Below are 21,648 nucleotides of genomic sequence, written 5' to 3' on the forward strand. Positions count from 1 at the left end.
AACGCTGCTGAATGGCAGCTGAATGAACTTTAATTAATCATGAAAGACGCATCACAACCGATTGTTGGCGTCTTTTTCACAAAAAATTGATGCTACGCTTTCTACAGTTCGGCCAACTTCCCAAGGTGCCCGCCCGGGTACGCCTGGTCGCTTCTAAACTCTGATTGCGAACGCCATGTTGAAAATCAAATCACTGCGGACCGAGTGGGTCACGCTGCTGGCCAGCCTTTACCTGTTGATCGGCCTCAACCTGTTCCTGTGGGAGCATCTGGAGACCATCCTGCCCCCCGGCATGGTTGGGCTGTGGCTAGGCCTGGCGTTTGCCGTACTGATGTTGTTCGCCTTCAACCTGATATTGACGTTGTTGGCCTTCAAGTATGTATTGAAACCGGTATTGATTGTGCTGTTCATGAGCGGTGCCGGTGTCGCCTACTTCATGAATCAATATGGCGTACTTATTGATGCCGGCATGTTCCGCAATGTCGCCGAAACCAACATCGAAGAAGTGCGTGACTTGCTGTCTTTGAAGTTCGCACTTTATATGCTGGGGTTGGGCGTCGTGCCGTCGTTGTTGCTCTGGAAGGCACGCATTGCCTACCGCCCCTGGCACCGCGAGCTGCTGGGCAAGCTCATCGTCAGCGGCGCCTGCGTCGCAGCCCTGGGCTCGATCGGGCTGGTCAATTACCAGGGCCTGTCGTCGCTGTTTCGCAATCACCACGAACTGCACTTGATGCTCACCCCGAGCAATATCGTCGGGGCGTCGTTCAGCTATGCCAGCGAAAAGCTCGGCAGCGCTGCCAAACCCTTCCAGAAATACGGCGAAGATGCCCATCGCGATGCCGCCTGGCAGAAGCACGAGCGCAAGTCGCTGACCGTGCTGGTGGTGGGTGAAAGTGCCCGCGCCGAGAACTTCGGTGTGCTGGGTTATGGCCGCGATACCACGCCACGCCTGTCGAAGGAGGCTGGCCTGCTGGGCTTTACCGATGTGCATTCGTGTGGGACCGAGACGGCCGTGTCGGTGCCTTGCATGTTCTCCGGCATGGCACGCAAGGACTACGACCCGAGCCTGGCCAGCCGCCGCGAGGGCCTGCTCGATATCCTCGGGCGTGTCGGCATCGAGGTGCAGTGGCGCGATAACCAGTCAGGCTGCAAAGGCACCTGCGATCGATTCAACTACGTCAACCTCACCAGCGCCAAGGACCCGGTCCTGTGCGCCGATGGCGAGTGCCACGACCAGATCCTGCTGCAGAACCTCGATGCGCTGCTCGACAGCCTCGACAAGGATACCGTGCTGGTGCTGCACCAGATGGGCAGCCATGGCCCTGACTACTACAAGCGTTACCCTGCAGGCTTCGAGCACTTCACTCCGGTGTGCCGCAGCAACGCCCTGAACCAGTGCAGCCAGCAGGACATCGTCAACAGCTACGACAACACGCTGGTCTACACCGACGAGGTGCTGGCGTCGCTGATCGACACCCTGCGCAAGCACCAGGACAAGGTCGACACCGCCATGATCTACCTCTCCGACCATGGCGAGTCGCTGGGCGAATACAACCTGTTCCTGCATGGCACCCCTTACATGCTCGCCCCTGACCAGCAGAAACACATCCCGCTGCTGGCCTGGTTCTCCGACAGCTACCGCCAGGACTTCGCCGTCGATACCGACTGCCTGTCGAAGATGCGTGACACGCCGCTGAGCCAGGACAACCTGTTCCACTCGATGCTCGGCCTGCTGCAGGTGCGCACCGAGGTGTACCAGCAATCGCTGGACATGTTTGCGGGGTGTCGCCCCTGGCTGACGGCCAGGAACTGATCGCGCGCCAGCGCTACCGCTGATCGCCACCATGGATGGCCCGGGTTTCACGAGCAGTGCCCGCGCCGTATATACTGCGCGCCAATGTTTGTGGGAGAGCCTTGTGGCCATCGAAATACACTGGATCCGTGACGACCAGACCCTGGCCGAACTCTGCCGGAAGTGGCGTACGCTGCCGTTCGTGGCCGTCGACACCGAATTCATGCGGGTCGATACCTTCTATCCCAAGGCTGGTCTGGTGCAGGTCGGCGATGGCCAAAGCGCCTACCTGATCGACCCCCTGCTGATCCGCGAATGGCAGCCGCTGGGCGAATTGCTCGAAGACAGCGGCGTGGTCAAGGTACTGCACGCCTGCAGCGAAGACCTCGAAGTCCTGCTGCGCCTGACCGGCAAGCTGCCGCAGCCGCTGTTCGACACGCAGTTGGCCGCGGGCTACCTGAATATCGGTTTCTCGATGGGCTATTCGCGCCTGGTCCAGGACGTGCTGGGCATCGAGTTGCCCAAGGGCGAGACGCGCTCCGACTGGTTGCAGCGTCCGCTGTCCGAAACCCAGGTCAGCTACGCCGCCGAAGATGCCGTGCACCTGGCCGAGCTGTTCACCGCCCTGCGTCCGCGCCTGTCGGATGACAAGTACGCCTGGGTGCTGGAGGACGGCGCCGAGCTGGTGGCGCAAATGCGCCGTGAAGTCGAGCCCGAAACCCTTTACCGCGACGTCAAGCTGGCCTGGAAACTCGGCCCGCAGCAGTTGGCGGTGCTGCGCGAGCTGTGCGCCTGGCGCGAGCGTGAAGCGCGCAGCCGCGATGTACCGCGCAGCCGGATCCTCAAGGAGCACTCGCTGTGGCCCATGGCCAAGGGGCAGCCCGACAGTCTGTCGGCGCTGGCCAAGATCGAGGAGATGCACCCGCGCACCATCCGCCAGGACGGCGAAACGCTGCTCAAGCTGATCAAGAGCGCCGCCAGCCAGCCTGCCGAGCAATGGCCCGCGGTGCTGCCCGAGCCGCTGCCAATCGAAGCCGCCGGCATTCTCAAGCGTCTGCGCGCCATCGGCCAGGCCGAAGGCGAGCGCCTGCAGATCGCCCCTGAGCTGATGCTGCGCAAGAAGGCCCTCGAAGCCCTGCTCAAGAGCGGCTACCCCAATGGCCCCTATCAATTGCCCGATTCGCTGCGCGGCTGGCGCCGTGAGCGGATGGGCCAGGCCCTGCTGGACGACCTGGCAGGCGCCGGAGAGACTCGATGAAACGTATCTGCTCGATCTACAAGAGCCCGCGCAAGCGCGAAATGTACCTGTATGTACTCAAGGCCGAGGGCCTGGAGCGCGTGCCCGAGGGCCTGCTGCCGTTCTTCGGTACGCCGGTGCATGCCTTCGACCTGGTGCTGACCCCCGAGCGCAAGCTGGCCCGCGAGGACATCGTCAAGGTGTTGGAGAACCTCGACAGCCAGGGTTACCACCTGCAGATGCCGCCACCGGACGACGACTACATCGAGCATCTGCCCGAAGAGCTGCTGCGGCGCAACGATCCGGCCTGAGCCGGGGCGCGAACCCTATCACCAGGCGGCCCTCGACGGGCCGCTTTCGTCGTTCTGCAAGGTTGTCATCGAGATGCGCGTTCTGATCGCTGAACAGGATCATGCCCTTTACGCTCGCCTGCTGGGCGAGCTGGCACCGGACCTGGAGGTCCTGACCAGTGGCGATTCCGCCGAATTGTCGCGCCACGCCCCTGAATGCCCGATCTGGCTGGGCGAGCCGCACCTGGTCGCCAGCCTGCTGCGCCAGGGCCACAAGCCGGCCTGGATGCAGTCAACCTGGGCGGGTATCACGCCGCTGCTGGCCGACGGCCTGCCGCGTGACTATCGCCTGACCCGTGCGGTGGGCATCTTCGGCCAGGTCATGGCCGAGTACATGCTGACCTACATGCTGGTCCACGAGCGCGATGTGCTGGCGCGCCTGGTCAGCCAGGTCGAGCGGCGCTGGGACGGCCGGCCGGGCAACAGCCTGGAAGGGCGCAAGGTGCTGATCGTCGGCACCGGCGACATCGGCCAGCGGGTTGCCGAGTTCCTGCTGCCGTTTGGCGTCACCCTGTATGGCGTGGCCAGCAGCCCGCGCGAGCAGGCGCCGTTCGTCGAAGTGGCGGGGCTGGAAGCGTTGCCGCGGCTGGTCGGTGAGGTCGATTACGTGCTCAACCTGCTGCCGGATACCCCGGCCACCCATGACCTGTACGATGCCGCGCTGTTCCAGTGCTTCAAGCCGACCGCGCTGTTCATCAACGCCGGGCGTGGTGTGGCGGTGGTCGATGCCGACCTGGTCGAGGCACTCAAGAGCGGGCACTTGGCGGGTGCCGTGATCGATGTCTGCCGCCAGGAGCCGTTGCCCCAGCGCCATCCGTTCTGGACCGCCTGGGGGCTGCTGCTGACCGGGCACAGTTCGGCGCCTACCTCGCCGGTGGCGATGGTGCGCTTGTTCGTCGAAAACGTCCGGGCGTATGCGGCGGGGCAGGGGTTGCGCGGGGAAGTGGATTTCTCGCGCGGGTATTGAAGTGCTTCTGCTGGCCCTATTGCAGGCTTGTCCCGCGATAGGGCCAGCCCAGTCTTAGAGACTGAAATCACCCTCGGCCGCCAACTCGCTCAGCGGTCGACGCGGGCTCGGCACTTCCCGGGCCTGCAGTGCTTCGATCAGGCTGGCTTTGTCGCCCAGCTTGCCGATCGCCACCATCGCGTGCAGTACATAACCTTCGGGGATCTTCAGTGCCTTGCGCGCCAGCTCCTGGTCGAACCCGGCCATGCCATGGGTGTGCCAGCCGCTGATGCTCGCCTGCAGCGCCAGGTGCCCCCAGGCCGAACCTGTATCGAAGGTGTGCCACAGGGCAGGCGTTTCTTCGCTGGCGCCAGGCGCGGTGAAGGTGGTCTTGGAGAGGATCAGCACCAGCGCCGAGGCCTGCTGTGCCCAGCTGCGGTTGAACGGCACCAGAAACTCCAGGAAGCGCTCCCAGTTCGGCGTGTCGCGGCGGGCATAGAGGAAGCGCCAGGGCTGCGAGTTGTAGGCCGACGGCGCCCAGCGCGCGGCTTCGAGGAAGCTCAGCAGGGTTTCTTCGCTGATCGGCTCTGCGTTGAACGCACGGGGCGACCAGCGGTTGATGAACTGCTCGTTGATTGCATAGTCGGCGATGCGGGGATTGGCGCTCATGCGGGCTCCTGCGAAAGGAAGAGGGAAAGCCTGAACGCTACTGCGTCCGCTCGGCACTGACAAGCGGTATGGCATTGCGTCGGGCCAGGCTCTAGACTGGCGCCGCCGCGCGCCGCGGCCTTCAAAGTGATTGCAGGAAAACGTGTGATGATCGCCGACCCCGCGCCCTTCTGGCGGCGCAAGACCCTCGACCAGCTCGATCCGCAGGAATGGGAGTCGCTCTGCGACGGCTGCGGGCTATGCTGCCTGCAAAAGCTCGAAGACGAGGATGACAACAGCATCTATTACACGCGTATCGCCTGCAAACTGCTGGACATGAACACCTGCCAGTGCAGCGACTACCCCAACCGCTTCGAGCAGGTGCCCGACTGCATCCAGCTCACGCCAGGCAAGGCCGACCAGTTCAAATGGCTGCCGACCACCTGTGGCTATCGCCTGGTCAGTGAGGGCAAGGACCTGCCGGCCTGGCACCACTTGGTCTGCGGCGACCGCGAGCAGGTCCATGAGCAGCGCATTTCCCAGTCCGGGCGGATGCTCAGCGAGAACGATGTCGACGAAGACGACTGGGAAGACCACCTGATATTTCGCGCCGGCTGATCCGCCTGGCCCGCGCCTCTGGGGAACAAGGAGTTTCTGTATGCGTCGCCCGTTGTTGTTGCTACTGGCCCTGTCGGCCAGCTTCCCGACCTGGGCGAAGAAGGTCGATCTGGATTACCAGGTGCGCCTGCTGCCCCAGACGGGCCAGGCCGAAGTGCGCCTGACCCTGGCCGAGGGCACGCCGGTGCGCAGCCTGGACTTCGACCTGGGCAGGCAGGGCGCCTACAGCGATTTCAAGGCGGACGGCCAGTGGCAGGTGCAGCAGGACCGTGGCGTCTGGCACCCCGGTGCAGGCAAGAGCAGCCTCAGCTACCGCGTGCAGCTCGATGTGAAGCCCCATGGCAGCGCCCATGAAGCACGCATCACGCCGCATTGGGCGTTGTTTCGCGGCGATCAGCTCGTGCCCCCGGCCCGTCTCGATCAGCAGGATGGCACCGAGTTGGTGACACGCCTGGCCTTCGAGCTGCCGTCGGGCTGGCAGAGTGTCGAGACGGCCTGGCCGCGCATCGGCAAGCAGAAATTCCGTATCGACAACGTCTCGCGCCTGTTCGATCGCCCCACTGGCTGGATGCTCGCCGGCAACCTCGGCAGCCGCCGCGCACGCCTGGGGGATACCGAGGTGACGATCGCCGCACCGCAGGGGCAGGGCATGCGGCGCATGGATACCCTCACCCTGATGACCTTCGTCTGGCCGCAGTTGCAGGCGGTGTTCCCGCGCAATCCGCCCAAGCTGCTGGTGGTCGGTGCCCGCGACGACATGTGGCGCGGTGCGCGTGCCTCGCGCAACTCGCTGTACCTGCACAGTACCCGCCCACTGATCAGCGAGAGCGGCAGCAGCCCGCTGCTGCGCGAGCTGGTGCAACTGTTTGCGCAGATCGACGACCGTGATCGCAGTGACTGGCTGGGCGAGAGCCTGACCGACTACTACGCCATCGAAGTGCTGCGCCGCGCTGGCGGCATCAGCGATGATCGCTACCAGGCGCTGCAGGTGCGGTTGCAGAAGGACGGCGCCAAGGTCAAGACCCTTCGCACCGAGCAGGCCGACGCAATGCAGGTAGCCAGGGGGGTGCTATTGCTGCAGGCGCTCGACCGCGAGATTCGGCTGCACAGCCACAACAAGCGCTCGCTGGACGACGTCACGCGCGCGCTGATGCGCATGGCCAGTGTCAGCACGGAGGAATTCATCCAGATCAGCGAGAGCGTGCTGGGGCGCGAGTCCGAGGTGCTGGAGAACAAGTTGTTGCGTTGAGCCGGTGGTGACTTCTTCGCGGGCAAGCCCGCTCCCACAGGTTCAGCGGTGTTCTCGAGATCTGTGGGAGCGGGCTTGCCCGCGAAGAGGCCACCGCCGATTCAGACCCCAGCCAACGGATCCTTACCGGTCACCGTCACCGTGCGGGTCGCCGCCTCGGCGCTGGCCTTGAGTGCCTTCAATTCAGCTGCCCCGCGTTCGATATCGGCATGCAACCGGTGGTACTCCGCGCGATGCTTGTGGAACCAGGCCTTGGTCGCGCAATGGCCCTTGATGCCGCGGGCCAGCGCCATGCCGCCCACCGCTACCTGCAACAAGCCGATCAGCCCGCCGTGGCGCATCCCTTTGCTGATCATCAGGGCACCGCCTGCCAGTGAGCTGACGCGCTCCCAGCCCTGGACGTTGTGGTCATGCCTGTCTGACGCCGAATGGATATCGAGCATGGGTAGGTCTCCTTGTGGGTTGGTACATCAGCTGACCTTGGAGGCTGCCCCGGCGTTCAGTGCAATTACCCTGATCCCCGTTACTTGAACTTGGGCCCGGAGCGAGTATTCAAGCCCTTGGCCAGCCGGTCATACAGCACCACGTTGACCGTCGCGGCCAGGTTCATGCAGCCCTGGGTGGGGATGTAGATGGTTTCTTCGCACCAGGCGCGCACGCTTTCGTCGAGGCTGCCGTCCTCCGGGCCGAAGATGTAGATCGCCCGGTCCGGATGGGTGTATTCGGGCAGTGGCCGTGCGCCGTCGACCAGCTCCACTGCCACTGGCGTACAGCCCAGCGGGATGATGCGCTGCAGGTCGTCGATGCCGATCAGCGGGATGTCGTAGTGCACCCGCTTGGTGTCGGTGACGAAGTCGCGGGCGCGCTCGTAGCGTTTGCCGGTGTAGAACACCGAGTTGACGCCGTAGCAGCCCGCCGCACGCATCACCGAGCCTACGTTTTCAGCGGATTTTGGGTTGAACAGGCCGATGCAGCTGTACCGTTTGTTCGCCACGAGTCGGGGCCCTTCGCAAAAAAAGAGCGCGATTATACGGGCTAGCCGACGCCGTGGGCGGATGAATCGACGGTCAGTCCTTCTTCATCAGGGCGGCCAGGCCGGCGAAGGGGTTGTGCGTGGCGACATTGGTTTTCGGCGTGCTCAGCGAGCCTTCGCCGAAATACTGCTGGTCGGTGTAGCGTGAATGCTCGTTGTCGTGGCAGTACAGGCACAGCAACTCCCAGTTGGAGCCGTCCTGGGGGTTGTTGTCGTGGTTGTGGTCGCGGTGGTGCACGGTCAGTTCCGACAGGCGCTTGCCGGAGAACTCGCGGGCGCAGCGCCCGCAGACGTGCGGATACATCTTCAGTGCCTTGTCGCGGTAGCCCATTTCCTTGTCGCGCTTGGCGTCGGCGAGGATGCGATCGAGGCGGGCGGTGGCGGCGGAGTTGGAGGCCGAGCTCATGGTGTTACCTTTTTCGTTATCAGGGCAATGACGGTTATGCATCGAGTCTAGCGCGCCTGCGGGCCTGGCGGACAGGCAAAAGCGCGCAATTGGGCGTAGCCTGTAGGCAGGTTCCGGACGGGAGGTTACCGATGTTGCCTGTGATCCTTGCCACGCTGCTCCTGCTTGCCGCCCCGCTGGCTGATGCCGCCGGGCAGCCTTCGGGAAGCATCACCCCGGTGCCGGGTGCACCGGGTACGCCGACGCCCACGCCCTATCCGCAGATTACCCCGAGCACACCACCGAAGGCCGGCAGCAGCCAGCCCGGCGCGCCGTTGCTGCCGCCAATGCCGTTGCCTGGGCCGCCAAAGGACCAGCCGTTGCCAGGGCTGTCCCAGGACCCACCGAAAAAGAACGACTAGACCTGTTGCGAGAGGCGCTGGCCGTCTTGCATCCGCAAGCGCTTCGACAGCGCCACGGCCAGCGCGCGGATGATCCGCGCGGCGATGCGCGGGGCGTCGTTGAGCATCTTGTCCAGCGAGTCCTTGCCCAGCGTCAGCAACTGGCAATCACTGGCCGCCACGCAACTGGCCGAGCGCCGTTCGCCGTCGAGCACGGCCATTTCGCCGAAGGCCCGCCCCTTGCGCAAGGTCGCGATCTCGACTTGCTGGCCGTTGCCGTCGGTCTTGCGCACCGACACCACGCCGCGGTGCAGGATGCACATGAAGGTGCCGGCGTCGCCTTCGGCGAAGATGGTCTGGCCCTCGGTCATCGCCGTGATGGCGAAGTAACCGGCGACGGCCTGAAAGTCGCTGGGCTGCAGGCTGTCGAACAAACCGCAGTCCATGAGCATGTCGCGGATTTCGGCGCTGAGGAGGCTTGGGTCGGGCATGTGTTGTTCTTCGTGTCGTCCGGTATTTGAGCGCTTGCGCCTACCCTGTGGATGAGGCCACAGGGTAGGTGAGAACTCTATGACAACAAGAAACGCGATTTACACCACGCCCAGCTCATTGAAGACGAACGCATATTCCAGGGCCACGTCCTTCAGCCCCTGGTAGCGCCCGCTCATGCCGCCGTGGCCGGCGCCCATTTCGGTCTTGAGCAGCAACAGGTTGTCGTCGGTCTTGCAGGTGCGCAGGCGCGCTACCCACTTGGCCGCCTCCCAGTACTGCACGCGGCTGTCGTTGTAGCCGGCCACCACCAAGATGGCCGGGTAAGCCTGGGCCTTGACGTTCTCGTAGGGGGCATAGGCCTTGATCCGTGCGTACACCTCAGGCTCCTCGGGGTTGCCCCACTCGTCATACTCGGTGACGGTCAGCGGCAGCTCGGGGTCGAGCATGGTGTTGAGCACATCGACGAAAGGCACCTCGGCAATGGCGCAGCGGAACAGCTCAGGGCGCTGGTTGAGCACTGCGCCCATCAGCAGGCCACCGGCACTGCCGCCGCTGATCGCCAGTTGCTCGGTGCGGGTGACGCCCTGGGCGATCAGGTGTTCGGCACAGGCGATGAAGTCGTCGAAGCTGTTCTGCTTGTGCTCCTGCTTGCCGGCCCGGTACCAGGCCTCACCCAGCTCGCCGCCGCCGCGCACATGGGCGATGGCAAAGGCCACGCCGCGCTCGAGCAGGCTCAGGCGGGCGTGGGAAAACCAGGGGTCGAGGCTTTCGCCATAGGCGCCGTAGCCGTAGAGGTACAGCGGCACCTCGCGGTCCAGGTCCTGGCGGCAGCGCACCAGGCTGATCGGCACCTGGGTGCCGTCCTTGGCGGTCGCCCACAGGCGTTGGCTGACGTAGTCGTCGGCATTGAAGCTACCGAGTACCGGGGTCTGCTTGAGCACCTGCTGCTCACCACTGGCCAGCTCCAGCTGACGGACCTGGGCCGGGCGGTTGAGCGCTTCGTAGCGCAGGCGGATGCGCGTGCTGGAGAACTCCAGGCTGTCCTGCACGTAGAGGCTGTAGGCGGCGTCGGGCAGCTCGACACGATAGGCCGGCAGGCCCTGGGGGCGGACTTCGATGATCGGCAGGCCGCCTTCACGCAGGCTCAGTGACAGCGCTGAGGCGTTCAGGCTCAGGCCTTCGAGCATGATGTCGTCACGGTGCGGCACCAGCACCTGCCATTGCGCGCGGCTGGGCACCTGGTCGGCCGGGGCGTGGAACAGGGCGAAGTTGATGCCGTCCTGGTTGCTGCGGATGAACCAGCGCCACTGGCCGTCGAGCTGGCCGTGGTCGGGGAAGTATTCGTGGCCCTCGACCCGCGGCGCCAGGCAGGTGAAGTCGGCCTGTGGCGTGGCGGCATCGAGCACCCAGGCTTCGCTGGTGGTCTTGCTGTTGAGCAGCAGCACCAGCTGGCGTTCGGAACTTGCGCGGTAGCAGTGCAGGAAGAAACGCCCGTCTGGCTCTTCGAACACGGTGCTCGCGTCGGTTTCACCCAATGTGTGGCGGCGCAGGCGCCACGGGCGGTGGGTGTCGTCCAGTTCGGCGAAGAACAGCGTGCGGCTGTCGTTGGCCCAGGTCAGGCTGCCGTCGCAGTCGTCGAAGGGCAGGGTGGCGACGCTGCCGCTGTCCAGATCCTTGACGTACAGGGTGTAGATCTCGTCGCCGCTGGTGTCGAGGCTGTAGGCCAGCAGGCGATGATCGGGGCTGACATTGAACGCGCCGAGGGCGAGGAAGCCGCCGTTGGCCAGGGCGTTGGGGTCGAGCAGCAGTTGCTCGGCGCTTTCGTCGACGCGGTTGCTGTCATCGGCCGGGCGCGGGCAGCGGTAGTGGCGCGGGTATTCGTCGCCCGCCGTGGTGCGGGTGTAGTAGAGGTAGGGGCCCCAGGGGGAGGGGAGCGACAGGTCGGTTTCGAGGATACGGCCCTTGATCTCTTCGAACAGCTGTTCGCGCAGCTCGGCCTGGTCGGCGAGGCAGGCTTGCTGGTAGGTGTTTTCCTGCTCCAGGTAGGCCAGCACTTCTGGGGCGTCGCGCTCCTGCAGCCAGGCGTAGGGATCGGCGGCTTGGGCAGGGCGGGCGATGGGGGGCTTGGGTCTGGTATGCATGGGATGTCCGTGGTCTGGTGGCGTCTGTGCCGGTCTCTTCGCGAGCATCGCAGGTCCGTAGGCGCGGGCTTGCCCGCGAAGAGGCCGCTCAGGCTTCAAGAGGGAAGAGGCGCCTGTGCCCGTAAAAGTGTTTATCATAGGCATCTCTTTGCCTGCCTTGCACGGACACCATGATCGAACAAGACTACACACTGGCCTGGGGCCTCTACGCTGTCGCCGCCCTGGGTTGCCTGCTGGTGGCCTTCAAGCTGACCGGCTGGATGTGGCGCTGGCTGCGCGAGCCGCTGCGGGTGATCGTTGCCGTGCTGCTGTTCACCCCCACCATTGTCGATCCGGTCAAGGACAGCTTTGCCCCGGCCGTTGCCATTACCGCTCTGGACCTGGCGTTCAAGGTGGGCAACAACGCCTGGCGCGCGGCCTCGGACCTGGCGATGTACGGCATGATCGCCTTCGGCCTTTACCTGCTGTTCGTGCTGGTGCGCTGGCCACTGGAAAAACGGGCTGGCGAGCGCCGCGAGAAGGCCGAGGCCGCTGCCAAGCGCCAGGCGGCCGAAGACGATGCGGTGATGGCCGACGCGCCCGTCGCCGATCGTCGTGATCGCTACCGTGAAGAGCCCCCTGCCGCCCCGGTGCGTCGCCCGGGCAATGGTGGCGGCCGCGTCGAGCCACGGATCTAGGACGGAGCCCTCGCCAATGTGTGAATTGCTGGGCATGAGTGCCAATGTTCCCACCGATATCGTCTTCAGCTTCACCGGCCTGATGCAGCGTGGCGGGCGTACCGGTCCGCACCGCGACGGCTGGGGCATCGCCTTCTACGAAGGGCGTGGTCTGCGCCTGTTCCAGGACCCGGCCGCAAGCAGCGAGTCGGAGGTGGCCAACCTGGTGCAGCGTTACCCGATCAAGAGCGAAGTGGTTATTGGTCATATCCGCCAGGCCAACGTCGGCAAGGTCTGCCTGTCCAACACCCACCCCTTCGTGCGTGAGCTATGGGGGCGCAACTGGTGCTTCGCGCACAATGGCCAGCTCGCCGATTTCAGTGGCGAGAAGACGTTCTACCGCCCTGTCGGCGACACCGACAGCGAGGCGGCCTTCTGCGACCTGCTCAACCGCGTGCGTGCGGCATTCCCTGAACCGGTGGAGGTCGAGGCGCTGCTTCCGGTGCTGGTCGAGGCCTGCGCCGGGTATCGTGCGAAGGGCGTGTTCAACTGCTTGCTCAGCGACGGCGACTGGCTGTTCTGCTTCTGTTCGACCAAGCTGGTACACATCACCCGGCGCGCGCCTTTTGGTGCTGCACGGTTGAAAGATGTCGACCTGATCGTGGATTTTCAATCGGAAACCACGCCCAATGACGTGGTCACGGTGATCGCCACCGAGGCCCTGACCGAAAACGAGACCTGGCAGCGTTACGAGCCGGGTCAATGGGCCCTGTGGCGGCACGGCGAGTGCGTCGCCAAAGGCTAAGGACAGAGCATGTTCAGAAGTTACCTGCGGTTGCTGCTGTTCACTTTCGGCCTGCTGGCCGGTGTCCAGGTGCCTGGCCTAGTCAAGGACTACAGCCAGCGGGTCGAGGCCCACATGCTCGAGTCGCGCGAAGCGCTGGCGGGCTTCCAGGAAACTGCCGAGCGCTTCTTCAACGGCGACCTGCAGGCGTTGGTGCGCCATTACCGCACCAGTGACGACCCGGTGTTCAACAGTGACGCCAACAGCATCGAAAGCCTGGTGATTCGCAACCAGTTGCTGGAAAACGAATGGCAGGCGCTGCAAGGCAGTTGGGCCAGCCGCAGCTGGCATGTGCTGGCGCAGGCCGATCCGCAACTGCGTGAAGAGACGCTCAAGGGCTACAGCTACCAGATCCTGCTGGTGCCCGAGGCGATCGGCTGGGGGATCGCCAGCGGCTTCCTGCTGGCGTTCCTGGTCGAGAGCGTGTTGCTGGGGATCGGCTGGGTGATCCTGGGCGGGCGGCGCCGGGCGGTGAAGGAAAGCTGGCGCTAGATTGCAGCTATTTTGTTGCCGGGGCGGGCCTCATCGCGGGACGAGTCGCAGCGGCGAACCGCCGCTCTCACAGTGTTGGACCTTCGGGAGCTACTGTCCTGTTCAAAATCTAAAGACCAGCTCAATCCCTGTGGGAGCGGGCTTGTCCCGCTATAGGGCCGACACTGACACTGCCTGGCTCAGACCAGCACGATCCGCTGCCCCCCCACATCCTGCGCATAGCGCCCCAGCACCTGCCGGCACAACCCCACCACTTCATCGACCAGTTCCACCCCGGTCTGCCACGACACCACCAACTCCAGGCTAGGCGGTGGCTGCAGCCCGGTCAGCAGCACCAGCTCGCCGCGTGCCAGCTCTGCGGCGACCAGCGCCGGGGGCAGGGCGCCGATACCGAAGCCATCGCGCAGCAGCCGGGTGATTGCCGACACCGAGTTCACGCAGTTCAGCCGAGGCGTCTCGCTCCCCGCGCTCTGCAGCAGGCTGAACACCTCCTGATGCGGCCGGGAGTTGCGCGAAAAGGTGATGATCCGCTCGCGCGCCAGTTCGGCCAGCGACGCATAGTCGCGATGGTGCGGTGAGCCGGTGGCGACGATCCAACCCATGGGATAGCGCGCCAGGTCCAGGCTGCGGATGCTTTCCTGGCGCAGCAGGTCGGTCTGCAGGATCACGTCGAGAAACCCCTTCTGCAACTGGTCGCGCAGGTTCAGCGAGGTGTCGGCGACCAACTCGATTTCAACCTGCGGGTAGCGCTCGGTCAACTCGGCCACCAAGGCGCTCATCCAGGTGTGGATCACCGTGTCCATGACCCCCAGGCGGATCCGGCCGACCACCGCCCGTTCGCCGCCCAGCGACTGTTTCATCGCCTTGGCGGTGTCGAGCATGCGCTCGGCGTACTCCAGCACCTTGCTGCCTTCCGGGGTCAGGCTGACACCGCGCGAGTCGCGCAGCAGCAGCTTCACGCCGAGGTCGGCCTCCAGTGCGGCGATGCGGCTGGACACCGAGGCCTGGGTGGTGAACAGCTTCTCGGCGGTGAGGCGAAAGCTCTTGAGCCGGGCGACCCAGACGAAGGTTTCGAGAAATCGCAGGTTCATCGTGTGCTCGCAAGGCTGGGCGATCAGGTTTTCTTGTTCCAGACCGACGGTTTTTCTCGTTGGACGCAGGTTGCGCGGGCTTTGAACAATAGCGTCCAGGCCGCGAACACGCAGTCGTTCCTCAAACAATACCAACAAGCCGAGGCATCCATGAACCCCACCGGCGTACAGCAGCAGGCACCCACCCGGTCTTCGGGCGGGCCCTTTGCCTGGTACCGTGACATCGACTCCCAGCAACGACGTACCTTCTGGAGCTGCAAGATCGGCTATGGCCTGGACGGCATGGACACGCAGATGCTCAGCTTCGTCATTCCCACCCTGATCATGATCTGGGGCATCAGCACCGCCGAGGCTGGCCTGATCCACACCAGCACCCTGATCGCCTCGGCCATCGGCGGCTGGGTCGCCGGTATCCTCTCCGACCGCATTGGCCGCGTACGTACCCTGCAACTGACCGTGCTGTGGTTCGCCTTCTTCACCTTCCTCTGCGGCTTCGCCCAGAGCTACGAACAGCTGCTGATCGCCCGCACCCTGATGGGCTTTGGCTTCGGTGGCGAGTGGACCGCCGGTGCGGTGCTGATCGGCGAGGTGATCCGCGCCCAGGACCGCGGCAAGGCCGTGGGCATGGTGCAATCGGGCTGGGCCATCGGCTGGGGCCTGACCGCGATCCTCTACGCCTTGTTGTTCTCCTGGCTGCCGGCCGAACAGGCCTGGCGCGCACTGTTCCTGCTCGGGCTGTTGCCGGCGATCTTCGTGATCTTCGTACGCCGCATGGTCAAGGACCCGGAGGTCTACCGCGAAGCCAAGCGTGCAGAAAAGCCCGAAGCGCCTTCGCACTTCTACGAAATCTTCGCCTCCGGCATGCTCTGGACCACGATCCGCGCTTCGTTGCTGACCACCGGCGCCCTGGGTGGCTACTACGCCATCACCTCGTGGCTGCCGACCTTTCTCAAGAACGAGCGCGGCCTGAGCGTGCTGGGCACCGGCGGCTACCTGGCCATGGTCATCGTCGGTTCCTACATCGGCTATGTGATCAGCGCCTACCTCAGCGACCTGCTGGGGCGTCGCAAGAATTTCATCCTGTTCGCGGTGGGTTCGTTCGTCATCGTCCTGCTGTACACGCAGGTGCCGGTCAGTGACGGCGTTATGTTGTGGCTGGGCTTCCCGCTGGGCTTCTTCGCGTCTGGCATCTTCAGCGGCATGGGGGCTTTCCTCACCGAACTGTTCCCCACGCGCATCCGCGGCTCGGGGCAGGGCTTCTGCTACAACGTCGGCAAGGTGCTGGCGGCGATGTTCCCGCTGCTGATCGGCCTGCTCGGCGAGAAGATCCCATTGGGCCTGGGCATCGGCGCATTCGCTGCGGTGTCGTATGGCATCGTGATCGTCGCCGCCCTGAGCCTGCCAGAAACCCGCGGCAAAGAACTGAAGGCGCGTTAAGGTAGACCTATGAACAGCACAACAGGAGTTCGACAGGTGAACCGCCTGCTTCTCAATTGCGACATGGGTGAGAGTTTCGGCAATTGGCGCATGGGCCTGGATGCCGAGGTCATGCCCTTCGTGGACTGCGCCAACATCGCCTGCGGTTACCATGCCGGCGACCCTGGCACCATGCGCCGCACCGTGGCCTTGGCGCTGCAGCATGGCGTGACCATCGGCGCGCACCCGGCCTACCCGGACCTGGTCGGCTTCGGCCGCCGTTCGATGGCCTGCAGCGACGACGAGATTCGCGACCTGCTGCACTACCAGATCGGCGCCCTGGAGGGCATCTGCAAGGTGCTCGGTGGTCGTGTGGCCTACGTCAAGCCGCATGGCGCGCTGTACAACGACATGATGGCCGACCCGCAGAAGTTGCGTGCGGTGCTCGAGGCGGTGGCCGCCTATGACGCCGGCCTGCCGCTGATGCTGATGGCCACCGCCGACGACAGTGCTGCACAGGCCTTGGGCGACGAGATCGGGGTGCCGTTGTGGTTCGAAGCGTTCGCTGACCGCGCCTACACCGCCAGCGGCCACCTGGTGTCGCGCCGCCTGCCCGGCGCCGTGCACCATGACCCGGCCCTGGTGGTCGAACAGGCCGTGCGCCTGGCGCGTGGCGAGGCACTGGTGGCCAACGACGGCAGCGCGCTGCGCCTCGATGCCGCCACCTTGTGCGTGCATGGCGACAACGAAAGCTCGGTGGCTGCGGTGCGGCAGATCCGCCAGGCCCTCGATGCGTTGCAGGCATGAGGATGTCGCGATGAAGCCACGTATCGAAGTGGTGGCGATCGACAGTCTGATGGTGCGGCTGTTCGACACCATCGACGAGGCCAACATGCCGTGGATCCTCGCCGCCAACCAGCGCCTGCGTGCAGCGTTCGGTGAGCACCTGGTCGACCTGGTACCGTCCTACACCACCCTGATGCTGCAGTCGAACCTGGCGCCAGGGGAGGCGCGCGCGCGAATTGGCCAGGCGCTGGAAGGCTTGCAGCCGGATGCAGGCCACAGTGGTCGGCGTCACGAGATTCCGGTGTGGTACCACGCCAGTGTCGGCCCGGAGCTGGCGCTGCTGGCTGCGCGCAGCGGCCTGAGCGAAGACGAGGTGATTGGCCTGCACTGCGCGCGTGACTACCCGGTGTTCGCCCTGGGTTTTGCACCGGGGTTCGGGTTCATGGGGCTGGTGGACGAACGCCTGGCCACGCCACGCCTGAGCACGCCGCGCAAGCGCGTTGCGGCCGGTAGCGTGGGCATCGCCGAGCGGCAGACGGCGGCCTATCCTGCGGTGTCGCCGGGTGGCTGGAACCTGATCGGGCGTACGCCAGTGCGTCTGTTCGACCGCGAACGTGATGGCTACAGCTTGCTGCAGCCGGGTGACCGGGTACGTTTCGTGGCGGTGTCGCACACCGAATTCATGGCATTGGGCGGCGATGACCGTCCTTTGGAGGCGCTGGCATGACGCAGTTGAGGATCGAAGCCAGCACCGCGCTGTGCCAGCTACAGGACGCCGGGCGCCTGGGTGTGCGGCATCTGGGCGTGACCCAGGGCGGGGCGCTGGACTGGGTGGCGATGAACTGGGCCAACTGGCTGCTGGGCAATGCCCTGGACGCGCCCGTGGTGGAGGTGGCGCTGGGTGGTTTGAGCCTGCTCGCCGAGCAGGACTGTGTGCTGGCCCTGGCCGGCGCCGACCTGGACGCCAGGGTCGACGACCAGCCGCTGGCGCCCTGGCGCAGCTTCGCCCTGCACAAGGGCCAGCGCCTGACGCTGCGGCAACCGCGCCAGGGTGTGCGTGCCTACCTGGCCGCTCCTGGCGGTTTTGTGGGCGAAGCCGTGCTGGGCAGTTGTTCGACGGTGGCGCGTGAAGCGCTAGGGGGCATCGAGGGGCGCGGCGAGGCGCTGGCCAAGGGGCAGGCTCTGCGCTTTGCCGAGGGCGCACCGGCCTTGCGTGAAGTGCCCGAAGCCCTGCGCCCGGAATATCCGGCCAAGCCGGTACTGGACCTGGTGATGGGCGCACAGATCGGCGACTTCAGCGGCACCAGCCTGTTCGAGGCCTTCAACAGCGACTGGACGCTGGACAGCCGTGCCGATCGCATGGGCAGCCGCCTGCTGGGGCCGCAACTGGTCTACCAGGGTGCGCCGATGATTTCCGAGGGGATTCCCTTGGGGGCGGTGCAGGTGCCGCCGGATGGTCAGCCGATCGTGCTGCTCAATGATCGCCAGACCATCGGCGGCTATCCGCGGCTGGGCGCCTTGACGCCACTGGCGCTGGCACAGCTGGCGCAGTGCATGCCAGGGGCGGTGGTGCGGTTCAGGGCGGTGGTGCAGGAGACGGCGTGGCGGGAGCAGCACGGGTATCTGCAGCGCTGGGCCTGAGCTATGGAGCCCTATCGCGGGGCAAGCCCGCTCCCACAGATTCCCCACTGTTCGCAGGGGCGGTAGGGGACCTGTGGGAGCGGGCTTGCCCCGCGATAGGGTCGGTACAGGCTACTTGGACAGATACCTCATCGCTTCCTCCAACCCCTGCAAGGTCAGCGGGAACATCCGGTCCTCGACCAGCTCGCGCACCAATTGGGTGGACGCGGTGTAGTTCCAGGTCTGCTTGGGGTAGGGGTTGATCCAGACGATCTTCCTGAATTTCTCCATGAAGCGCTGCATCCACACGTACCCGGCCTCTTCGTTCCAGTGCTCGACGCTGCCGCCCGGCTGGGTGATCTCGTACGGCGCCATCGCCGCATCGCCGACGAACACCACTTTGTAGTCATCGCCGTACTTGTGCAGCAGATCGAAGGTGGAAAACCGCTCGGAGGTGCGGCGCAGGTTGTTCTTCCACACCGATTCGTAGACGAAGTTGTGGAAGTAGTAGTACTCCAGATGCTTGAACTCGGTCTTGCAGGCCGAGAACAGCTCTTCGCACACTTTCACATGGGCATCCATCGAGCCGCCGATATCGAACAGCAACAGCAGCTTGACCGTGTTGCGCCGTTCCGGACGCATCTGGATGTTCAACAGCCCGGCATCGCGGGCGGTGTGGTCGATGGTGCCTTCGATGTCGAGCTCCTCGGCGGCGCCTTCGCGGGCGAACTTGCGCAGGCGGCGCAGGGCCAGCTTGATGTTGCGCGTGCCCAGCTCGACCTGGTCGTCGAGGTTCTTGTACTCGCGCTGGTCCCACACCTTGACCGCCTTGCCCTGACGCTTGCCGGCCTCGCCGACGCGAATGCCTTCGGGGTTGAAACCGCCGGAGCCGAACGGGCTGGTGCCGCCTGTGCCGATCCACTTGTTGCCGCCGGCGTGGCGTTCCTTCTGCTCCTCGAGGCGCTTCTTGAATTCCTCGATCAGCTTGTCGAGCCCGCCGAGCGACTGGATCTGCGCGCGCTCTTCATCGCTGAGCGAGCGTTCGAACTCCTTGCGCAGCCATTCTTCGGGGATCAGCGCTTCCAGGTGCCGGTCGAGGTTTTCCAGGCCCTTGAAATAGGCCGAGAAGGCGCGGTCGAACTTGTCGAAATGGCGCTCGTCCTTGACCAGGATTGCCCGCGCCAGATAGTAGAACTCGTCCATGTCGGCGAATACCACGCGCTGTTGCAGGGCGTTGAGCAGGTCGAGCAGTTCGCGCACCGACACCGGCACCTTGGCCGCGCGCATTTCATTGAACAGGTTGAGCAGCATGGCCAGCCCCTCAGCGGTTGCCGCGACGGCTCATGAAGGCCAGGCGCTCCAGCAGTTGTACGTCCTGTTCGTTCTTGACCAGGGCACCGGCCAGCGGCGGGATGGCCTTGGTCGGATCACGCTCGCGCAGCACCGCCTCACCGATGTTGTCGGCCATCAGCAGCTTGAGCCAATCGACCAGCTCGGAAGTGGAGGGCTTCTTCTTCAGGCCCGGCACCTTGCGCACGTCGAAGAATACGTCCAGCGCCTCGCTGACCAGCGACTGCTTGATGTTCGGGTAGTGCACATCGACGATGCGCTGCAGGGTCTCGCGGTCGGGGAAGGCGATGTAGTGGAAGAAGCAGCGGCGCAGGAAGGCGTCGGGCAGCTCCTTTTCGTTGTTGGAGGTGATGATGATGATCGGGCGCTGTTTCGCCTTGATGGTCTCGTCGATTTCGTAGACGTAGAACTCCATCTTGTCGAGTTCCTGCAGCAGGTCGTTGGGGAACTCGATGTCGGCCTTGTCGATCTCGTCGATCAGCAGGATGACGCGCTCATCGGCCTCGAAGGCTTCCCACAGCTTGCCTTTCTTCAGGTAGTTGCGCACGTCGTGGACCTTGTCCACGCCCAGTTGCGAGTCGCGCAGGCGGCTCACCGCATCGTACTCGTAGAGGCCCTGGTGGGCCTTGGTGGTGGACTTGATGTGCCAGGTGATCAGGCGTGCACCGAAAGATTCGGCCAATTGCTCGGCCAGCATGGTCTTGCCGGTGCCTGGCTCGCCCTTGACCAGCAGTGGGCGTTCGAGGGTGATGGCCGCGTTGACCGCCAGCTTCAGGTCGTCGGTGGCGACGTAGTTGCGGGTGCCTTCGAATTTCATGGAGCCGATCCTCTGCGGGGTGTCGATGGCGGCCTCATCGCGGGACAAGCCCGCTCCCACAGGGGAGAGTACCTTGTGGGAGCGGGCTTGCCCGCGAAAAGGCCGACACCGAGAACTCATGTCTATGATGTGCCCCGACTATAACGCGGCCCCAGGCCGCTGCAAACGCAGACCGGGTATTCAGTCGCTGAATGGCCCGTCACCCGCGTTTCAGTCAGTCTTGGGCGGCGGCTGCTCGTAGCGGGCGTTGAATGCCTGGACGAAACCATTGCGCAATATCTGCAGGAACGCCTCGAATGCGCTGATGTTCTGTTGATGCACACTGCCGCTGAGTTCGACGCGGGTGGCGAACTGATTCTTCGGCTGGTTCTTCAGCACCGTTTCACTGGCACCGACCACCGCCTCCCAGATCGAGCGGAAGAAGCCTTTGTCCTTGTCTTCGACATCCTGCTGCCAGTCGAACACATCGACATCGCGCAGCAACGGCTTGATATAGCCATTGAGCCTACCGTTCTCGGCCTGGGCCTCGATCACCACGTCACCATGCCCGGCATTGAAGTCGAACTTGCCATAGGCACTGGCGAAGTCGTTGAGCCGGCGCAGTTCGATGCCGGTGGCGCGCAGACGGAATTCGAAGTCGTCGAAGTCGCTGAACGGGTCGAAGGTGGCGCGGCTTTCGACTTTGGCATCGCCGGCAATCAGCGCGTCGGCCTCGAAGCTGGCGTCGCGTCGGCCTTTTTCGTCGCGCACGTTGGTCAGGTTGCGGATGCTGGCCTGGAGCTGTGTGGCCTTGAGGTCCACCGGCGGCTTGGAGTTGAAGTTGCGAAAGGTCAGGGTGCCGTTTTCGATGCGCACTTCGTTGAGCGTAATCGGCAGCAGTTTCTCCAGTTGCTGGCGCCAGTCGGTGCCCTGGCCGGTCTGCGAGTTCTGTTTGCTGCCGCCATCGACGAAGTTGAGCTCGGGCCGCACGAAGGCCACCTCGGCGACCACGGCCTGGTCGTACCACAGCGAATGCCAACTGACTGACAGGTCGACCAGCGGCGCATCGAGCAGCGGCACGGGGACCTTGCCGGTGGTCTTGACGATCTTCAGCCCGTTGATCTGGTAGGCGCCGCGCCACCAGGCGAGGTCGACGTCGGCGACCTCGCCGCGGTAGTCGCCCATGTCGGCGAGCTTGTCGTTGAGGTAGTCGCGTACCAGGTAGGGCAGGGCCAGGTGCAGGGCCACCAGCAGCACGATCAGGCCGGCCAGGCCGATCAGCGGCCAGCGATAACGGGCTTTCAT

Annotated in this window: 24 protein-coding genes; 14 read left to right on the plus strand and 10 right to left on the minus strand. The window is 64.7% G+C overall.

Annotated features, from left to right (window positions below; translation table 11 throughout):
• The first annotated feature begins 175 nt into the window (after nucleotides 1–175).
• From ACNFHO_RS23645 to ACNFHO_RS23660, 4 genes are all read left to right on the plus strand, one after another.
• Nucleotides 176–1,813 carry a phosphoethanolamine transferase gene (locus ACNFHO_RS23645; RefSeq protein WP_063543645.1) on the plus strand — a complete coding sequence of 546 codons (1,638 nt, stop codon included), beginning with the start codon at nucleotides 176–178 and terminating at the stop codon, nucleotides 1,811–1,813.
• A 103-nt stretch (nucleotides 1,814–1,916) separates the two neighbouring features.
• Nucleotides 1,917–3,050, plus strand: a complete 1,134-nt coding sequence (rnd, locus tag ACNFHO_RS23650) for a ribonuclease D (RefSeq protein WP_197889983.1) — start codon at nucleotides 1,917–1,919, stop codon at nucleotides 3,048–3,050.
• On the plus strand, nucleotides 3,047–3,340 hold the full coding sequence (locus tag ACNFHO_RS23655) for a YcgL domain-containing protein (RefSeq protein ID WP_054895039.1): 294 nt from the start codon (nucleotides 3,047–3,049) through the stop codon (nucleotides 3,338–3,340). The genes rnd and ACNFHO_RS23655 overlap by 4 nt, the downstream gene beginning before the upstream one ends.
• 73 nt (nucleotides 3,341–3,413) lie before the next feature.
• Nucleotides 3,414–4,346, plus strand: coding sequence for a D-2-hydroxyacid dehydrogenase (locus ACNFHO_RS23660; protein WP_414154985.1), 933 nt, complete (start codon nucleotides 3,414–3,416; stop codon nucleotides 4,344–4,346).
• A gap of 54 nt (nucleotides 4,347–4,400) precedes the next feature.
• Here the strand turns inward: ACNFHO_RS23660 and ACNFHO_RS23665 are convergent, their stop codons facing one another.
• Nucleotides 4,401–4,994, minus strand: coding sequence for a nitroreductase family protein (locus ACNFHO_RS23665; protein WP_151924236.1), 594 nt, complete (start codon nucleotides 4,992–4,994; stop codon nucleotides 4,401–4,403).
• Between the two features lie 147 nt (nucleotides 4,995–5,141).
• Here ACNFHO_RS23665 and ACNFHO_RS23670 point away from each other — a divergent pair, with 147 nt between their 5' ends.
• Nucleotides 5,142–5,591: a YcgN family cysteine cluster protein gene (locus tag ACNFHO_RS23670; protein ID WP_063543654.1), complete on the plus strand. Its 450-nt coding sequence runs from the start codon at nucleotides 5,142–5,144 to the stop codon at nucleotides 5,589–5,591.
• Between the two features lie 40 nt (nucleotides 5,592–5,631).
• On the plus strand, nucleotides 5,632–6,840 hold the full coding sequence (locus ACNFHO_RS23675; protein WP_416767522.1) for a hypothetical protein: 1,209 nt from the start codon (nucleotides 5,632–5,634) through the stop codon (nucleotides 6,838–6,840).
• Nucleotides 6,841–6,941: 101 nt separating this feature from the next.
• Here the strand turns inward: ACNFHO_RS23675 and ACNFHO_RS23680 are convergent, their stop codons facing one another.
• The 3 genes from ACNFHO_RS23680 to ACNFHO_RS23690 form a co-directional block, all read right to left on the minus strand.
• Nucleotides 6,942–7,283 (minus strand): DUF2892 domain-containing protein, encoded by a 342-nt coding sequence (locus ACNFHO_RS23680; RefSeq protein WP_063543658.1) that lies wholly within the window; start codon nucleotides 7,281–7,283, stop codon nucleotides 6,942–6,944.
• 80 nt (nucleotides 7,284–7,363) lie between these two features.
• Nucleotides 7,364–7,834, minus strand: a complete 471-nt coding sequence (locus ACNFHO_RS23685; protein ID WP_054895033.1) for an RNA methyltransferase — start codon at nucleotides 7,832–7,834, stop codon at nucleotides 7,364–7,366.
• Between the two features lie 73 nt (nucleotides 7,835–7,907).
• Complete coding sequence (locus tag ACNFHO_RS23690) at nucleotides 7,908–8,279, minus strand: YajD family HNH nuclease (RefSeq protein WP_054895032.1); 372 nt, start codon at nucleotides 8,277–8,279, stop codon at nucleotides 7,908–7,910.
• 131 nt (nucleotides 8,280–8,410) lie between these two features.
• On the opposite strand from ACNFHO_RS23690, the gene ACNFHO_RS23695 reads away from it, so the two are divergent.
• A complete protein-coding gene (locus ACNFHO_RS23695) occupies nucleotides 8,411–8,680 on the plus strand; it encodes a hypothetical protein (protein ID WP_054895031.1) in 270 nt (89 codons plus the stop codon).
• Here the strand turns inward: ACNFHO_RS23695 and ACNFHO_RS23700 are convergent.
• Nucleotides 8,677–9,150 (minus strand): cyclic nucleotide-binding domain-containing protein, encoded by a 474-nt coding sequence (locus ACNFHO_RS23700; protein ID WP_063543662.1) that lies wholly within the window; start codon nucleotides 9,148–9,150, stop codon nucleotides 8,677–8,679. The genes ACNFHO_RS23695 and ACNFHO_RS23700 overlap by 4 nt on opposite strands.
• Before the next feature lie 99 nt (nucleotides 9,151–9,249).
• Nucleotides 9,250–11,292, minus strand: a complete 2,043-nt coding sequence (locus ACNFHO_RS23705) for a S9 family peptidase (protein WP_416767525.1) — start codon at nucleotides 11,290–11,292, stop codon at nucleotides 9,250–9,252.
• 170 nt (nucleotides 11,293–11,462) lie between these two features.
• Here ACNFHO_RS23705 and ACNFHO_RS23710 point away from each other — a divergent pair, with 170 nt between their 5' ends.
• The 3 genes from ACNFHO_RS23710 to ACNFHO_RS23720 are packed head-to-tail and all read left to right on the plus strand — an operon-like array spanning nucleotide 11,463 to nucleotide 13,284.
• Nucleotides 11,463–11,969: a hypothetical protein gene (locus ACNFHO_RS23710; RefSeq protein WP_054895028.1), complete on the plus strand. Its 507-nt coding sequence runs from the start codon at nucleotides 11,463–11,465 to the stop codon at nucleotides 11,967–11,969.
• Nucleotides 11,970–11,985: 16 nt separating this feature from the next.
• The gene (locus tag ACNFHO_RS23715; protein ID WP_054895027.1) at nucleotides 11,986–12,753 is read left to right on the plus strand and encodes a class II glutamine amidotransferase; all 768 of its coding nucleotides are present in this window, start codon (nucleotides 11,986–11,988) and stop codon (nucleotides 12,751–12,753) included.
• Nucleotides 12,754–12,762: 9 nt separating this feature from the next.
• Nucleotides 12,763–13,284, plus strand: a complete 522-nt coding sequence (locus ACNFHO_RS23720; RefSeq protein WP_414154989.1) for a DUF2937 family protein — start codon at nucleotides 12,763–12,765, stop codon at nucleotides 13,282–13,284.
• Between the two features lie 179 nt (nucleotides 13,285–13,463).
• On the opposite strand, the gene ACNFHO_RS23725 is transcribed toward ACNFHO_RS23720, so the two are convergent.
• Nucleotides 13,464–14,375, minus strand: a complete 912-nt coding sequence (locus tag ACNFHO_RS23725; RefSeq protein WP_063543670.1) for a LysR family transcriptional regulator — start codon at nucleotides 14,373–14,375, stop codon at nucleotides 13,464–13,466.
• 150 nt (nucleotides 14,376–14,525) lie between these two features.
• On the opposite strand from ACNFHO_RS23725, the gene ACNFHO_RS23730 reads away from it, so the two are divergent.
• Genes ACNFHO_RS23730 through ACNFHO_RS23745 form a run of 4 tightly spaced genes read left to right on the plus strand, consistent with a single transcriptional unit; the run spans nucleotide 14,526 to nucleotide 18,218 of the window.
• Nucleotides 14,526–15,812 carry an MFS transporter gene (locus ACNFHO_RS23730; protein WP_063546681.1) on the plus strand — a complete coding sequence of 429 codons (1,287 nt, stop codon included), beginning with the start codon at nucleotides 14,526–14,528 and terminating at the stop codon, nucleotides 15,810–15,812.
• Between the two features lie 9 nt (nucleotides 15,813–15,821).
• Complete coding sequence (locus ACNFHO_RS23735) at nucleotides 15,822–16,598, plus strand: 5-oxoprolinase subunit PxpA (protein WP_063543672.1); 777 nt, start codon at nucleotides 15,822–15,824, stop codon at nucleotides 16,596–16,598.
• 10 nt (nucleotides 16,599–16,608) lie between these two features.
• Nucleotides 16,609–17,304 (plus strand): 5-oxoprolinase subunit PxpB, encoded by a 696-nt coding sequence (gene pxpB / locus ACNFHO_RS23740; RefSeq protein ID WP_063543674.1) that lies wholly within the window; start codon nucleotides 16,609–16,611, stop codon nucleotides 17,302–17,304.
• Nucleotides 17,301–18,218, plus strand: coding sequence for a biotin-dependent carboxyltransferase family protein (locus tag ACNFHO_RS23745; protein ID WP_416767527.1), 918 nt, complete (start codon nucleotides 17,301–17,303; stop codon nucleotides 18,216–18,218). The genes pxpB and ACNFHO_RS23745 overlap by 4 nt, the downstream gene beginning before the upstream one ends.
• Nucleotides 18,219–18,329: 111 nt before the next feature.
• Here ACNFHO_RS23745 and ACNFHO_RS23750 read toward each other — a convergent pair whose 3' ends face one another.
• From ACNFHO_RS23750 to ACNFHO_RS23760, 3 genes are all read right to left on the minus strand, one after another.
• Nucleotides 18,330–19,508 carry a vWA domain-containing protein gene (locus ACNFHO_RS23750; RefSeq protein ID WP_416767528.1) on the minus strand — a complete coding sequence of 393 codons (1,179 nt, stop codon included), beginning with the start codon at nucleotides 19,506–19,508 and terminating at the stop codon, nucleotides 18,330–18,332.
• A gap of 10 nt (nucleotides 19,509–19,518) precedes the next feature.
• A complete protein-coding gene (locus tag ACNFHO_RS23755) occupies nucleotides 19,519–20,364 on the minus strand; it encodes an AAA family ATPase (RefSeq protein WP_054895020.1) in 846 nt (281 codons plus the stop codon).
• A gap of 210 nt (nucleotides 20,365–20,574) precedes the next feature.
• A complete protein-coding gene (locus tag ACNFHO_RS23760) occupies nucleotides 20,575–21,648 on the minus strand; it encodes a DUF748 domain-containing protein (protein WP_416767529.1) in 1,074 nt (357 codons plus the stop codon).

Source organism: Pseudomonas sp. NY15374 (assembly GCF_048068255.1).
GTDB classification, from domain to species: domain Bacteria; phylum Pseudomonadota; class Gammaproteobacteria; order Pseudomonadales; family Pseudomonadaceae; genus Aquipseudomonas; species Aquipseudomonas machongensis.

Coding starts and splice junctions, on each gene's coding strand:
- ACNFHO_RS23665 (WP_151924236.1), bottom strand. CDS start 4,994: ATGAGCGCCAATCCCCGCATCGCCGACTATGCAATCAACGAGCAGTTC.
- ACNFHO_RS23700 (WP_063543662.1), bottom strand. CDS start 9,150: ATGCCCGACCCAAGCCTCCTCAGCGCCGAAATCCGCGACATGCTCATG.
- ACNFHO_RS23755 (WP_054895020.1), bottom strand. CDS start 20,364: ATGAAATTCGAAGGCACCCGCAACTACGTCGCCACCGACGACCTGAAG.
- ACNFHO_RS23735 (WP_063543672.1), top strand. CDS start 15,822: ATGAACAGCACAACAGGAGTTCGACAGGTGAACCGCCTGCTTCTCAAT.
- ACNFHO_RS23750 (WP_416767528.1), bottom strand. CDS start 19,508: ATGCTGCTCAACCTGTTCAATGAAATGCGCGCGGCCAAGGTGCCGGTG.
- ACNFHO_RS23705 (WP_416767525.1), bottom strand. CDS start 11,292: ATGCATACCAGACCCAAGCCCCCCATCGCCCGCCCTGCCCAAGCCGCC.
- ACNFHO_RS23745 (WP_416767527.1), top strand. CDS start 17,301: ATGACGCAGTTGAGGATCGAAGCCAGCACCGCGCTGTGCCAGCTACAG.
- ACNFHO_RS23760 (WP_416767529.1), bottom strand. CDS start 21,648: ATGAAAGCCCGTTATCGCTGGCCGCTGATCGGCCTGGCCGGCCTGATC.
- ACNFHO_RS23655 (WP_054895039.1), top strand. CDS start 3,047: ATGAAACGTATCTGCTCGATCTACAAGAGCCCGCGCAAGCGCGAAATG.
- ACNFHO_RS23660 (WP_414154985.1), top strand. CDS start 3,414: ATGCGCGTTCTGATCGCTGAACAGGATCATGCCCTTTACGCTCGCCTG.
- ACNFHO_RS23690 (WP_054895032.1), bottom strand. CDS start 8,279: ATGAGCTCGGCCTCCAACTCCGCCGCCACCGCCCGCCTCGATCGCATC.
- ACNFHO_RS23725 (WP_063543670.1), bottom strand. CDS start 14,375: ATGAACCTGCGATTTCTCGAAACCTTCGTCTGGGTCGCCCGGCTCAAG.
- ACNFHO_RS23710 (WP_054895028.1), top strand. CDS start 11,463: ATGATCGAACAAGACTACACACTGGCCTGGGGCCTCTACGCTGTCGCC.
- ACNFHO_RS23675 (WP_416767522.1), top strand. CDS start 5,632: ATGCGTCGCCCGTTGTTGTTGCTACTGGCCCTGTCGGCCAGCTTCCCG.
- ACNFHO_RS23715 (WP_054895027.1), top strand. CDS start 11,986: ATGTGTGAATTGCTGGGCATGAGTGCCAATGTTCCCACCGATATCGTC.
- ACNFHO_RS23645 (WP_063543645.1), top strand. CDS start 176: ATGTTGAAAATCAAATCACTGCGGACCGAGTGGGTCACGCTGCTGGCC.
- ACNFHO_RS23695 (WP_054895031.1), top strand. CDS start 8,411: ATGTTGCCTGTGATCCTTGCCACGCTGCTCCTGCTTGCCGCCCCGCTG.
- pxpB (WP_063543674.1), top strand. CDS start 16,609: ATGAAGCCACGTATCGAAGTGGTGGCGATCGACAGTCTGATGGTGCGG.
- ACNFHO_RS23720 (WP_414154989.1), top strand. CDS start 12,763: ATGTTCAGAAGTTACCTGCGGTTGCTGCTGTTCACTTTCGGCCTGCTG.
- ACNFHO_RS23730 (WP_063546681.1), top strand. CDS start 14,526: ATGAACCCCACCGGCGTACAGCAGCAGGCACCCACCCGGTCTTCGGGC.
- ACNFHO_RS23680 (WP_063543658.1), bottom strand. CDS start 7,283: ATGCTCGATATCCATTCGGCGTCAGACAGGCATGACCACAACGTCCAG.
- ACNFHO_RS23670 (WP_063543654.1), top strand. CDS start 5,142: ATGATCGCCGACCCCGCGCCCTTCTGGCGGCGCAAGACCCTCGACCAG.